The organism is Pelotomaculum isophthalicicum JI, from assembly GCF_029478095.1.
Classification (GTDB): domain Bacteria; phylum Bacillota; class Desulfotomaculia; order Desulfotomaculales; family Pelotomaculaceae; genus Pelotomaculum_D; species Pelotomaculum_D isophthalicicum.
Genome location: NZ_JAKOAV010000001.1, coordinates 216,102 through 230,238, shown reverse-complemented (window position 1 = coordinate 230,238; position 14,137 = coordinate 216,102). Strand labels below are relative to the sequence as shown.

11 protein-coding genes are annotated in these 14,137 nt (G+C 49.7%); 1 reads left to right on the top strand and 10 read right to left on the bottom strand.

Features of this window, described 5'->3' with window-relative positions; all coding sequences use genetic code 11:
* Positions 1-25: 25 nt before the first annotated feature.
* From galU to L7E55_RS01040, 10 genes are all read right to left on the bottom strand, one after another.
* A complete protein-coding gene (gene galU, locus L7E55_RS01085) occupies positions 26-895 on the bottom strand; it encodes a UTP--glucose-1-phosphate uridylyltransferase GalU (RefSeq protein WP_277442111.1) in 870 nt (289 codons plus the stop codon).
* Positions 896-927: 32 nt separating this feature from the next.
* Positions 928-2,025, bottom strand: a complete 1,098-nt coding sequence (locus L7E55_RS01080) for an MraY family glycosyltransferase (RefSeq protein WP_277442110.1) — start codon at positions 2,023-2,025, stop codon at positions 928-930.
* A 193-nt stretch (positions 2,026-2,218) separates the two neighbouring features.
* Positions 2,219-2,653 carry a 3-hydroxyacyl-ACP dehydratase FabZ gene (fabZ, locus tag L7E55_RS01075; RefSeq protein ID WP_277442109.1) on the bottom strand — a complete coding sequence of 145 codons (435 nt, stop codon included), beginning with the start codon at positions 2,651-2,653 and terminating at the stop codon, positions 2,219-2,221.
* Between the two features lie 287 nt (positions 2,654-2,940).
* The gene (locus tag L7E55_RS01070; RefSeq protein WP_277442108.1) at positions 2,941-3,075 is read right to left on the bottom strand and encodes a hypothetical protein; all 135 of its coding nucleotides are present in this window, start codon (positions 3,073-3,075) and stop codon (positions 2,941-2,943) included.
* Between the two features lie 83 nt (positions 3,076-3,158).
* Positions 3,159-4,283: a glycosyltransferase family 4 protein gene (locus tag L7E55_RS01065; RefSeq protein ID WP_277442107.1), complete on the bottom strand. Its 1,125-nt coding sequence runs from the start codon at positions 4,281-4,283 to the stop codon at positions 3,159-3,161.
* Between the two features lie 120 nt (positions 4,284-4,403).
* A complete protein-coding gene (locus L7E55_RS01060; protein ID WP_277442106.1) occupies positions 4,404-5,528 on the bottom strand; it encodes a glycosyltransferase in 1,125 nt (374 codons plus the stop codon).
* 1 nt (position 5,529) lies between these two features.
* On the bottom strand, positions 5,530-7,758 hold the full coding sequence (locus L7E55_RS01055; RefSeq protein WP_277442105.1) for an S-layer homology domain-containing protein: 2,229 nt from the start codon (positions 7,756-7,758) through the stop codon (positions 5,530-5,532).
* A gap of 210 nt (positions 7,759-7,968) precedes the next feature.
* Entirely contained in the window at positions 7,969-8,919 is a 951-nt protein-coding gene (locus tag L7E55_RS01050; protein ID WP_277442104.1) for a polysaccharide deacetylase family protein, read from the bottom strand.
* 4 nt (positions 8,920-8,923) lie between these two features.
* Complete coding sequence (gene murJ / locus L7E55_RS01045; protein ID WP_277442103.1) at positions 8,924-10,492, bottom strand: murein biosynthesis integral membrane protein MurJ; 1,569 nt, start codon at positions 10,490-10,492, stop codon at positions 8,924-8,926.
* 179 nt (positions 10,493-10,671) lie between these two features.
* Positions 10,672-12,657 (bottom strand): stalk domain-containing protein, encoded by a 1,986-nt coding sequence (locus tag L7E55_RS01040; RefSeq protein WP_277442101.1) that lies wholly within the window; start codon positions 12,655-12,657, stop codon positions 10,672-10,674.
* Between the two features lie 198 nt (positions 12,658-12,855).
* Here L7E55_RS01040 and L7E55_RS01035 point away from each other — a divergent pair, with 198 nt between their 5' ends.
* Entirely contained in the window at positions 12,856-14,061 is a 1,206-nt protein-coding gene (locus L7E55_RS01035; RefSeq protein ID WP_277442100.1) for a glycosyltransferase, read from the top strand.
* Positions 14,062-14,137: the final 76 nt, after the last annotated feature.

Here is a 14,137-nt window from a genome sequence, read left to right as displayed (position 1 = left end):
AAAGGTCACATTAGGCAAATTTGTTCTATTTCCCAGTACACACAGTTTTCAAGTACTCCCTAAACCCATCCGCCAAGTCGGGCCGCGCCAGGGCAAACTCCACCGTCGCCTGAAGATAACCCAACTTGTCACCCACGTCATAGCGGCGGCCTTCATAAGCCAAACCGTACATTAGCTGCTCACGGCACAATACCTTTAACGCGTCGGTAAGCTGAATCTCCCCGCCGGCTCCCGGCTTGGTTTCGGCCAGGATCGAGAAGATGCGCGGGTTAATAATATAACGGCCCATTACCGCCAGCCGGGACGGGGCGCTTTCAACAGGAGGTTTTTCAACAAGATCGATTAGCCTGAAAACCGTTTCATTTTCCGGAATTGCGTTAATAATACCGTACTTACTTACATCTTCCCGGGGTACTTCATGGACTGCAATAATAGTAGATTGTAAATCCTCGTACAAGTTGATCATCTGTTTGAGACAAGGTACTTTACTCCGTATGATATCATCACCTAAAAGCACCGCGAAAGGCTCGTCACCGACAAACTGGCGGGCGCAATAAATCGCGTGCCCGAGCCCCAAAGGCTCCTTTTGCCTCACATAATAAATATCAACAAGCTCGCTGATATCCTGCACCAGTTTCAGAAGATCGAACTTCCCTTTTTCTTTTAACTGATATTCTAATTCCACCGACTTGTCAAAGTGGTCTTCGATAGCCCGTTTATTCCTGCCTGTAATAATTAATATATCTTCAATTCCGGACTCAATCGCTTCCTCAACAATGTACTGGATAGTCGGCTTGTCTACGATGGGCAGCATCTCTTTTGGTTGCGCCTTAGTAGCAGGCAAAAAGCGGGCACCCAAGCCCGCCGCAGGTATAATAGCTTTTCTAACTTTCATATGCATACCTTCCCATTCATAACTTGTCCGGCTTACATCCCCGAAGGCCGTTGTTGTTTTCCAGAATGCGGCAAATATGAGCCTGGCTTGCCTATCCCGGTGACGCCTATTTTGTTCGCTACGATTAAGATAGTGGTAGAAAGTACCGCTAATAACAGGACAGCCTGTTTTTGCGTAATCATAGTCATAATGATAGCACTCAAGCTAAGAATAATATTAATCGCGTAAATACACAATACTGTCTGGCGGTGACTAAGTCCCATATCCATCAGTCTATGGTGCAAATGCTCCTTATCCGGCTGAAAAATAGGCCTATGCCCGCAATATCTCCTAACAATGGCAAAAACTGTATCAAGTAGAGGAATCCCCAGGATTACCACCGGGATAATTACTGAGATGAAGGTAGGACCCTTGGCCAGCCCCATTATAGCTAAAACGGCCACGCTGTAACCCAGGAACATTGAGCCCGAATCCCCCAGGAATATCCGTGCCGGGTAAAAATTGTAGCGTAAAAAACCAAATACCGCGCCGGCAAGGATCAGAGCCAGTATCACAGCCACCTCCTGGCCAGGCGAACTGCTGCCGGCCCGGGCGACCTCAATCCATACGGTTGCCGCCAGAGTCAGCAGGGCGATGAAAGTGGTACCCCCGGCAAGCCCGTCCAGACCGTCGATCAGGTTAACGGCATTAGTGACCGATACCAGCCATAATACAGTAACAGGGATACTGAACAAACCCAGGGTGATCATTTGAGCGGATAATGGGTTCGTTATAAATTCCACTTTAAGACCGAAAGGTATTACCGCGAAAGCTGCCAACACCTGCCCCGCCAGCTTTATCCGTGGTGAAACCCCCCTGGTATCGTCAATTACACCAAGCAATACAATTAACGAACCACCGATAATCAACCCAATGGCCTGTCTGGCTACCTCTTGGGAAGTAATCATCACTGAAGCCACAAAGCTAAGATATATAGCCAGCCCGCCCAGCCTGGGCATTAGCCGTTCATGCACTTTCCTCCGATTTGGCCGGTCTAAGGCCCCACATTTAAAAGCCCACTTCCTGACCCATGGTGTAATCAAAAGTGCTGTTCCAAAAGCCAGAAGAATAGCCGTTACCGGTAGCTGCACTTTTATCCCTCCAGTGAGGCAAGTCCAAAACACAATACCATAAATATTTTATCCGATTAAGCTTTGATAGGACAATTACAAAAAATAATAGTAAACAAGCTAATTAAATGATTATTATACGTTTATGTATAATTCTTGACAAATGACTTTGTATTATTTCCTCTAACTCCTTATTACATTTAATTTCGCTAAATTAATCCTTGTTCTTTTGCACCATAAACATCAGTTCAGCCTCTGCGGCAATCTCTTCCCCTACATAAGCAACCGCGTAGCTTTTACCAACCTTGCTGCGCAGCTTTAAAACTTCTACCTCGATACGCAGTTGATCACCCGGAACAACCTGGCGGCGGAAACGGGCTTTGTCTATTCCTGCAAAAAGAGCTATTTTACCCGCAAATTCGGGTAGTTTTAATATTGCCACCGCTCCCACCTGCGCCATAGCCTCAACAATCAGCACTCCCGGCATAACCGGATAACCTGGGTAATGCCCCCAGAAATAAGGTTCGTTAGCGGTAACATTTTTAATACCTACAGCTTTTTTGCCCCCTTCGACTGAGAGGATCCGGTCAACCAATAAAAATGGGTAGCGATGCGGCAATATTTCCTGAATCTGATTAATATCCAGCAAAGTGCATACCTCCTCAAACATCAGTAGTCAGTAGTCAGAATTCAGTAGGGATTACTGCATTCTTTATGGGTATTTAAACCTTAAAACCAAAGATTATTTCCCTCCTAACTCCTGACGTATATATTCAGTAAACCAGGTGGAGGCGCGGCGTTATCGTTAGCGAACGACTTGCGCAGCGCCGTTAGCAACACCCAGCGAAGCGAGGGTAACCGAACTGCGGCGCGAAACCAGCGGGCAACTCAAGTAGCGAATATGAGTATAAGTAGCTTAGAGGTTTATAGGCTTGATCATAACCAGTCTACCGCCGCCTTTGCAGCGCCGCTAGTTCGGTCCGAAGCGAGCCGTGGTGTTGCCGGAGCGGAATTAATTGGGGACATTCCTTCCCTGATTTTCAAAACAACTTTCGTTTTTATTTTAACCAAGGAAGGTGTGTCCCCTTTCCTCTGAGTGAGCGGTGATAACGCTGTGCCTCCACGGCCGGGTTCACTGAAAAGTTACCTCCTGATTAATTACATTTCATCATTTCGTAATAGAGGCTGGCGATTTCACCCGCCATTTTTTCAGCGGAAAATCTTATCTCCACTTCTTCCGCGGCATGCGACCCCATAGACCCCGCAAAGCCAGGGTTCTCTAAAAGAAAAATAACTTTTTCAGCGATGGCTTCCGCATTCCCCGGCGGGACAAGGAAAGCAACCCGCCCGTCCTGCCCGGCTATCTCCACCAGTCCGCCAACCGCGCTGGCTACACACGGCTTGCCTAGACACATGCCTTCAATCATACTGATCCCGAAAGCCTCTGTAAGCGATGGTATTACCATCACGTCCATCATAGCAATAAATTTGGCGATATCGTCTTGATAACCCGTAAAAAGCACACGTTCGCTAATCCCAAGATTTTTCGCAGTTTCTCTCAAATCATCGGCAAGCGAACCTGTCCCCACCACGATAAAAAAAACGTTCTCCAGCTTAGCCAGCACCATGGAAGATGCCTCCAGGAAATAACGGTGCCCCTTCTCCGGTTCCAAGCGGGCTACCATGCCTACTACACGGCTGTTTCCAAGACACGGTATGGATTTCAGCTTCTCCGGCCGGGCTTGCTCCCTTAACTTTTCAATATCCACGCCATTGTAAATCAACGCTATTTTTTTTTCAGGAACACCATCCGACAGAAGATCTTCTTTTACAGCCAAACTGACAGCGATTACCCTGTGGCTGGTCAACCGATTCAAATAAGCTATAACCTTTTTTTTAAACCATCCCCTGGAGACGCCCCAGTCCATCCTGTGCTTTGTATAAACGATGCGGGGAACCCTGACAGCCTTGGCCGCCAGCCGTCCTGAAAAGGAAGCGTGGGTATGTACTATGTCAATCCGGCAATCTCGCGCAATGACACCTAATTCACGGATCAGGCCGGACAGGCCGCGCCAGCCAAAAGACCGGTCTCCAGCCAAATAAGGGCTGGTGTATGTCTTAATACCCATTGCAACGCACTGCTCCAGCAACAAAGACGCAGGCGGACAAAGCACGTAGACCGCCAGCTTTGTACGGTCAAAATGTTCCAGGAAAGTGAGCAAGTGCCTACCGGCCCCACCAATATTGGTATCACTGATAATGTGCAGTACTCTTAGCAACAGTCATCTCACCTGAATTTATTAATCAGTAATCAGGAGTCAGAAGTCAGGAGCCAGAATAAAAGAAAGTTTAAGGCCTTAAATATTCTGATTACTGACTCCTGAATTCTGACTCCTGATCTATGTATTCAGCACTTTCTCATAAACTCCGGCTGTTTCTTTCGCCATCCGCGCACTGCTGTAATTCTCAACAATAAATTCCCGTAATAATAAACTCATGTGCCTTTTGGATTCCACAGGCAGGCATAAGAATTCTCTAATAGTATTTTCAAAATCTTGGACGGTGGCTTTATTATTAAACTGGCGCCCGGTAAAATTATCGTTGACAAACAAAGGCAGGCTGCCTTCCTGGATCAACCCCCCGTAACCTTCCCCACCAGCCAAAATAACATTCCTGCCGCTGGCCATAGCTTCCAGCGCCACCCTGCTGACACCGACAATCAAGTCGGCAGTTGCCATGATCTTGTTTATGTCGGTGCGGGCGCCTAACAACCTGATCAGATCTGCGCCAGTTCTAGCATTTACAACCCTCGCTCTGTCCGCCACTTTCCAGGCGCATTTCCCGTCGCCCGCGATCAGCAGTCTAATAAACGGAAACTCGTCATATAGCCTGTCGCAAGCTTTGATAAGGTTTATCACCACCGGAGCCAGCAAGTCGTCAAGTCTGCTGACATAAAAAATCAGGGTTTTATCTGAACCGCCCTTTAGATCTGCAAATCCACCTACCGGTAATGCCGGATCAAAATTTTCAATATCAATTCCATTAGGAATTAAAATAATATTCGATTCCGCCAAGCCAAAGAATTTAATCATGTGTTCTTTTATATCTGAACTGACGACAATGGTCTTTTCTCCCCATCGGGAAAGATATCTTAAAAAAAAGCCTGTCGTGAACATAGCGTGGGCGGTAGTAATCATATGAATCCCGGTTAGCCGGCTGGCCAAATCAGAAACAAAAGCCGGAATGCGGGCATGAGCATGAACCAAATTGACGCTCTCAGACTTGATAATTGACCTTATTCCAACCACAGAACGGTACAAGGAATGGAGCCTGGAATTATCAAGCGGCAATCTATAATGCTTAATCCCATAACCGGCGATTGTTTTTTCAAAAACACCCCCGGCGGAAGCCATTATTACCCGGTATCCGAGCTCTTTCAAATGACGCGCCAAAACAACCGCATGGGTTTCCGCGCCGCCTATTTCCAAGCTCATCAGCGTTATTAATACTGTCACCGGCGCCACATTATTTTTCCACCTTCACATAGTTTGACCCAATCAGCCGTGTAATTAAAACAGCTATTTCAGCCCTGGTAAGATTAGCCTCGGACTTTAAAGAGCCATCTTCGTAACCTCTTATGATTCCGGCTGAAACAACCTTGGCCATTGCCGCTTTCGCCCAATCGGGGACAGTTCCGGCATCCTTGAAATCCAATACTTTATCGTCACCCGTAAATTTAATGGCATGATCCAGAATGACAGAGACCTCAGCCCTGGTTACCGGCCGATCAGGCTGAAAGGTCTGATCCGGGTATCCACTCACCACACCGCGCGCCACGGCTGTAGCCACGGCATTCTGCGCCCAGTCAGGCACTTCATCTTTAAAGTTCAGCTGACCTTCAACCGGCGTCCAATGCAACAGTCTCGCCAGCAAGGTGACAACCTGAGCGCGGGTAACCGGCTCCGCCGGATGATACAAACCGTCTTCGTAGCCTTGGATAATACCAGCCTCGGCCAATTCATTGATTTGATCATTGGCCCAGTTGTTTTCCGTATCTTTAAACAAACTTGCCGAACGGATAGGCACCTGCACGGTCAGGCCCTGATAACTCGCCTCCAGTATACCTTTTCCGCCGTCTTTCCCCGGGGAAAACACACCGTTGTTTACCGTACCGGTACTTGCGCGGACGGTTACATAACGGGCCTCCAGCGGCAGCACCTGACCGTCCCGGGTCACGACGGTAAAGGTTAGAGCCACCGGTTGGCCGCTGCCGGTTTTTATCACTTTCGGCTCAACTTGCAAAGCCTTGATCTCACCAGCCCCGATCACATGCACTTTTTTAGTTCCTTTCACAGCGCCGGAAGTAACCTCAATCACCACATCTCCACCGCTGCCGGCGCTGAAAACGCCATTTGCAATATTCCCTCCGCCACTGGCGCGCCAGTTAAGATTTGGCGGCTGCCAGGGATAATAGTGTGTGTCATAACCTTTCACTGTATAGCTGCTGTCAGTTCCGGCCAGGACCATATCCGGGCCGCTAATAATCAATCCTGCCGGCTCCCCGGGCGGCGCCGTGTTAAATATCCCCAAGCCGTCGGTTACCGGTCTTTGCCATCCTTCTTTGGGCTGGATAACAGCGGATATCCCTGTGTCACCAAGGTGTTTCGCCACCATGGTGGTAGAGCCGCCGCCGTCCAGGTTTAAAGCTGTATCAACGCCCATGGCCACCAGCAGCTCGGCCAGTTCTTCCTGTTCCAGGCCTCTGCTTTGATCGCTTTTTTCTACCGCGACCAGATAGAGAAGCTTCCCGTTATCAGATGACGCTACCGCCGTGCGAGAATTATTGCCTTTCAGTTCCTCCTGAAACGCGGCTACCTTCCCTTGCTGCACCAAAAAGCTGTTGCTGCCTGTGGAAAGTTTTATTTTTTCAAAAGCCGGGGTCGTTTGATAGCTAACCTTAACCTGCGAGCCGACCGGCATATTTTTAGACATGAAATCCGCGGCTTTACCGTGGCCCCATAGTATATAACCGTTGGCGGGAATCGGCAGCGGCGCCCCCGCCACAACCTGTTTCGTCACGACATTGTTTTCTACCACAGTTTCCACCGCGCCGGGCAACTGATCATCGCCACCCCGGCTGTATTGTCCCCAGTTCCGGTTGTACAAAGTAAGCTGGTCGGTGTCTGAGAGCCCGCCGTTTTCCAGATTGTAGAGCAGCTTATTCACGCCAAAAAGAGCGAAAGTGGTCCCGTTGGCGGCCTTTACTTCCCCGCTAAATTTAAAAAAGTCCATAAGCGGGCGCCCGTCCATGCCTAGGGCAAAAACCGGCATGTCACTGCGCATAATCGGGCTGGACACCAGTTCTCCATTCCTGACGATCATACCTAGCGGCTTGCCCTGGGCGATGATGAAAAAGCCGGCGTTTATCGCCGCCACCGCCCCGCTGCGCTCGGCCATTTTACCTACCTGCTGGGTACTTCCCAGCGTCCCGTCCGAACCGATCAAGCTATCTATCTTTACGTAAGGATTTCTTAAGTCGACCTGCAGAACCGACAGTCTGACCGGGTCGCCTTGCAGGTCCAGCGAATAATTAATCAAGGTTACACCTTCACTGATTGTTTCCTTTTGCCGGTTTTGCACGCTAAAAAAAGAACCCCGCGCCGGCAACTCGCCGGCGACGGCACTCGCGGCCGCCAGGCAAAACAAAATGGCAGCGGTCAATATAGACAAGACTATTCTCATGATCATCCTCATGCTGCGGCAACCCCCCGGGTTTAAACATTTTAGACCAAAAACTACATACATATCTAAATTCTATAAAACCGCCGCATTTCCTGCCATCAGACAACATATCCTTAACTGTTAGCATTTACCAACGCCAGCCCACGTATGATGTCGTAAATGCGAACAGCGCGATTTAGGCGCCGGTAAAAGCTATCAGTACTCTAATTTTTCCCGGCTTTATTAAATAAAAAGCTCCATCAAACGGTTCAGGTACCTGAAAGTCACTTGTCTAAGTTGTCTAACATAAGAATAATCCGGTTCAATGAACTTCGCAAACTGGTCCGGGGAGATGTTGTCATCCTCACTGATCCTGCGTATAACCTGAACACTGTCGGCATATTCGTTCGTCCCTCTCCGGGTCGTGGCAAAATACTTGAAGCCGGCTTCGCGTGCTATACGCAAAGAAGTGAGATTATAAGCCCCGAACGGCCAGGCCATAGTGTCAACCTGGTTATGCAAGTTGGCTTCGATCGTGGTGCGTGCCAGCAAAAAGTCTTCATATAACCTGCCGGCATATTCTTCCTCTGTTTCCCGCCGTCCCAACTCCGGTTGATAAGCCCTGGCAATCGTCGCCGGCTTCAGGCAAGTCCGCTCCTTGTTGGTATATACCGGGTAGTGCAAATCATACGTATGCGCCTGGATATCGATCAAGCCGCTTCCTTCCATCTCCCTCATCTCTTCCCAGGTGAGCATGGGCGGCGCATCCGGTCCAAAATACTGGTCCCTGTTGGCAATTAAAAAAATTGTGGCCGGCATGTTATATTTTTTTAAAATAGGGTAAGCTACTTTATAATCACCTTCATACCCGTCATCAAAGGTTATCACGAGTGCTTTTTCCGGCAACTTTTCGTTGGTTTGCATATGACTGATTAACTGTTTCAGAGGAATCACCTGATAGCCGTTGTCGTGCAGGAACTCCATTTCCGCCGCGAAGCTGGCCCCGGAAGTCAGATCCCTATTGCGGTCCGTGATATTTTCCGCTGATATATCATGGTAAATCAACACTGGAATGCGCTGGTTCTGTTTGGTCAAACCAGCCAATACCGCCATCCAGGCCGCAAATATTAAGCATATCAGCACAATTCCGGCAGTCAGCAAGCGCAGTTTTTTTACAACCGCTTCCCTTCTCAATGTTTTATGCCTCCCGGCTGCTTTTAGTAAATTTTTGCTTAACAAAATCCCAAAGCCGACGGGCCTCCTCAATACGTAGAACCGTAAGCGCAGCTAGATAGACTACCAGACCGGCTGTCGCAACCAAGCCAACTTGCCCTGCCAGTGTGATCGTTCCCGACGCGGCAGGCAGGTTTAACCAACTAGACATAGCCTCAATGGCGCCGCCCATTGCTAGAGAAGCGAGCATGACGAACAATATAAACCGCCACATGCCCGGCGCCCACATGCCGCCAAGCCGCCTGTTCAAGAAAAAGGTCAACAGGATCATATCGACCAGCGCGGCGATGGAGTTAGCCAGGGCGAGGCCACCGTGCCGCAGGGAGCCAATCAAAGCCAGGCTAAACCCTAGGTTGACCAGCACGGCTATAGCGCTAAGGACCATCGGAGTGCGGGTATCCTGCAAAGAAAAAAAGCCTCGCGTCAAGATAAACTCACCTGCCTGACCGACCAGGCCAAAAGCGTAAAAAAACAGGGCGATAGCAGTCATACCGGCTGCCCTGTCATCGAAAACACCCCGTTTAAAAAAAAGAGTTACCAGCGGCTCCCGCAGCACCAGCAGCACAATTGCCGACGGGACACAAGCCAGTACAACCAGCCGTAGTGAGCGGAGCACCCCCTCCCCCAAACCCCGCAGGTCTTTTTCGGCAGCCTTGCGGGTAAGAGAAGGAAATACCGCCGTCCCCACGGCAGTTACAAATAAGCCCAGTGGCATTTGAATCAGTCTGTTGGCGTAGTTTAAAGCGGCAATACTGCCTTCAGCTAAGCCGGAAGCCAAATAGCGGTCAATTAAAATATATGTTTCACTGATTGAAAATCCAATGGTTATCGGCAGTATCAGTTTGAAGATCTTTTTAAGGTCCGGGTGGTTTAAAGCCACACCGGGCCGGAAGCTAAATCCCACCCGCCGCAGAGCGGGCAGTTGCACGACCGCCCCCGCCACTCCGCCAACCAGCACTCCCAGAGTCATCCCGTATACACCCCAGAGACTACCCAGGGCCAGGACCGCGATAATAACCGCAATATTGGACAAAGGCCCGTTCAGGGCGGTTATCGCGAATACATTCCTGGCATTGAGCAGTCCGCTGAACAAGGCGGTAAGGCCGCTAAAAATCAGGAGCGGAAACATCCATCGGGTTAACGATATGGCCAGACTGAGTGTGTCCCCGGGAAAGCCGGGCGCCAGCAGTTTAACCAGCCAAGGAGCGAGGAGTAAGCCCAAAGCGGTAACTACTACTAGGAGCAGCAGCAGCACATTAAAAAAAGTGCCGAACAGGCCCCAAGCTTCGCGCTCCCGGCCAGCGGCGGCGTATTCTGAATAGATGGGCACAACCACTGTTGACAGCGCGCCGGTAAATAGGTAAAACAAAACAGAGGGAAGTGAAAAGGCCACCAGGTAGGCGTCCATGGCGGAAGTTGCTCCAAACTGCCTGGCAATAACCATTTCACGCACCAGCGCCGTTAACTTGGACGCGACGTTAAACAGGACGAGGACAATGGCAGCCCGGGCTACCGCCCCGGTGACGAATGACAACGCCAACCGCCCCCTCTAAGTATTTTGCTGATTACAGGCTTGTACAAATCCTTTGATGCAGTCGGGCTATGGATAAAAGTAAAGACGCCAGCATTGATACACCGCCGTCTATTCGAAAAAATTCGACATAATCATAACATATTTTGCAAAGATGCGCTAGACAGAAAATAATATTATAACTATTGGTTGGACCGGATGATCACTGTCCTGGCATTTTCATCCCAATTAACTTTAGCGCCAAAATTTTCGGAGACAAAACGCACCGGAACCATGGCATGGTCGTCAATCAAGCGGGCGGGCACATCCAGTTTCCGCAGAGACCGGCCATTTAACGTCGGTACCGGGTTGTCAATCTGCAGCCGCAAAAAATCGCTCCCCTTTCGCGCAACAACAGTCTGGGTAGAATCTTCCCAATCAACTTGCGCTCCAAGAGCCTCCAGGATTACACGCATAGGCACCAGCACTCTATCGTCACTTTCCACGGCATTCACATTCAGGTAATTCCCGTCAAGCTGTACACGGATAAGCGAAGGTTCAGGCGCCACCCGCCCGCCGCCGGAAGAAACGATAGTGCCGCCGCCATTTGTCCCTGCTACGAGAGAACTGGACACTCCCAGGTTTCCGCTTTGGTCATAGACCCTAACCTCCAGCGTGCCCGGTCCAGCCTGGCTGAAATTATAGTGTAAAGCCCATGGCGCCGCGGCAGCGCTCCCGATCAAATTGCCGTTAAAATAATATTCCACCCGGGATACTCCATTGCCGGTGCTGGCATATGTGACAAGTTCTTCAGCCCCCTCGGGCAGAACTTTGTCCAGCGCCTGGTAGCAAACAGACGCCTGTTGCCGCCAGTCGTCCAGGTACCAAGGCGAGGCGGTTGCCTGCCGGTAGGCGCGCAGCATTTTCTCGTTGCCTGAAATCAGATAATGACTGAAGCAAGGAAATTCCGGCCCCTTGTTGCTGATATCATAATTGAAATAATAGACTGCCTTAACGCGCGGGTAAAGCAAAGGCAGGTAGCTGTAAAGACGATTCAGATTGGCCGCCCCCCAGTCGGAAACGTCGATAAACGGGTAGCGGTTAGCCCAGGCCACGCCGGTTTCGCTGATCATAATCGGTTTCCTGGAAGAATAGCGCTCGTAGATAGCCTTGAACTTATGCAGCGGGTTGGCGTTGCGCCCCTGGTAGTTCATAGTGGCCGTTTCCGCCGGTGAATCCGGACTCCCATTGAAAAAATAGTCGGTGTAAGCGTTGATGCCCACCCAGTCCACCCATTGGTCGCCAGGGTAATAGGCGTCAACCTTCTCATCCGGGTAATAGCCCGGGGACCAGACCATGGCCACGTTCGGCGCTTCCTGCCGCATAACCCCGGCCACCAGGCGGAACTTCTCAATATACTGGGTGGGATTGCCGGTCCAGGGCGTCCAGTCGCCGTTCATCTCCGCGGCAAAGCGCAGGAACACCGGCAGCCCGTAGTCATTCAGCTTCGCGGCAAAGGCGTGCAAGTAATCATTATCTTCCACCGCGGCCAGGCCCATGGAAGGCTCCCAGGCCACTTGCAAAGCCAGTCCTTCTTCTTTGGCCGACTTCAACAAATCATCATCCGGGTAACCGTTCCAATCATTTACATAAATCAGAACGGCAGCATAGTTCCGGCCGTAAACTTCGGATATCCGGTCCAAATGATCACGCCCGATTGCCGGGTCGCCTGCCACCGCGGCCCCCAGCAGCGTTCCCTGGGCCGGCTCGCACTTGGCCAAGTTTGACGGCGACCCGGCAGCCGGTTTCTGCGCGTATACACATAATTCCGGACGGATTTCTTCAGCACGCTTGGAGTCATACAAAGTCCACTCAGCATGGCCGGGCAATTTATTCCAGAAAGCAGCTTCGATCCCATAATATTTCACAGCGTCGCCATACCGCCCTAGTTTGTCGTAAGCCCGCCCAAGCTTTTGGGCGCAAAAACCCGCGGCCTCATCCTCACCGATCGCCGCCATTGAATCGATCAAAGGCTCCCATATCTTCATGGCTTCTGTCAGGTTGCCCGCTTTTTCCAGCGATTCAGCCTCGTTGTAAAGCTGCCATTCCTGCCCGGCAAAAGCCGGATTAGCGCTTGCAATAAAAAAAATCATACCGAAAGTGATAAATAATCTTACTAACAGTTTCATACTAACTCCCTCAGTAATTTATTTACCATATTATACAACAACATTTTATCACAATAAAAAGAAAAAATTTTTATCTTTCAAATAATTCTGCCCCTCCAAATGTTGATCATTGAGTCTTTCGCCTCCATGTTATAAAATAATCTAAGGCTTGGCCATATTTTAAAAATTCTTAACGCTGGTATGACGGGGGGAAAATAGTTGGGGGAAATCCGGGCGGTGGTATTTTTAGGCATGAATCCCTGGGATTACAGCGAAATAAATGACTCGGTGCGGTTTTTGGCCGCCGCCTGCACAAAGGTGGACAGTCTATATATAGAACCTCCCAGAGGTCTCAGGGGGGCGCTCAATAATCCTGCTTACCTGCTGAGCAACATTCGCTGGCGAAAAACAGACCGCAACGGTGTCACGGTATACATGCCCCCTCTAGGCTTCGCGCCGGTATTCTTCGGATTGAGAAAATATGCGGACAATTATACGGCCGCTAAGTTTGACCGTATACTGGAGGAACTTTACGGACGCTCCTGGCGTGAGCAAACGTTAGTATATATTTCGTCCTGGAGCTATACTCAAACTCATTTTATTAAACGATTAAAGCCCAAATACCTAATTTTTCATATTTTGGACGACTCTTTTGCCTTCCCGGAAATAAAAAACAATCCACGCGTGCTGGCCGGAAACAAGTCATTTTACCAATATATGATGGCCAACAGCAGCGCGGTAATCGCCGTGTCCCCGGAACTGGCCGGCAAGTACTCCGCTCTTTATCACCGGGACGTGCATATTATAAAAAATGGTGTAAACGTGGAACATTTCAGGAGGAACGAATTCACACCGGTACCGGAAATGGCAGGCATACATCAGCCGGTTTTAATGTATACCGGCTCGTTCAACTCCTGGGTCGACTTGAAGCTATTAATCAAACTGGCAGACGATCGGCCTGGATACTCGCTGGTGCTTATCGGACATTATTATGAAGGTTCAACCGACGCCAACCTGTGGCAAGTACTGCTCAGTAAAGCTAATGTCTACTGGCTGCAGAGCAAACCTTACGCTACGCTGCCCGCGTATATGCAACACGCGGCGGCGCTATTGTTGCCCCGGACAAAAGATGAACATTCGCTGGCTTCAGACCCTCTAAAACTGTATGAATATTTGTCCACTGGCAAACCGGTAATATCCACGGCGCTTCCGGCAGTTGGCGACTTTCGCGAATATGTGTATGTTTCAGACAGAGAGGATTTTGCAGCCAGTATTGACAGGGCAATTAAAGAACAAGATCCGGCCAGAGTCCGGCGCCAAGTCGCAATGATGGAAAAACACTCCTGGCGGGCGCGGGTAAATGAACTGGCTGGTATTTTACTGGCAAACTGCGGAACTACTTTTGTGACTACTCAGGAGTCATAAGTGAGGAGTTAGAAATCAGAATAAGAGAACTGTCTTAAAATATTCTGAGTTCTGAATTCTGACTACTGAATACTCT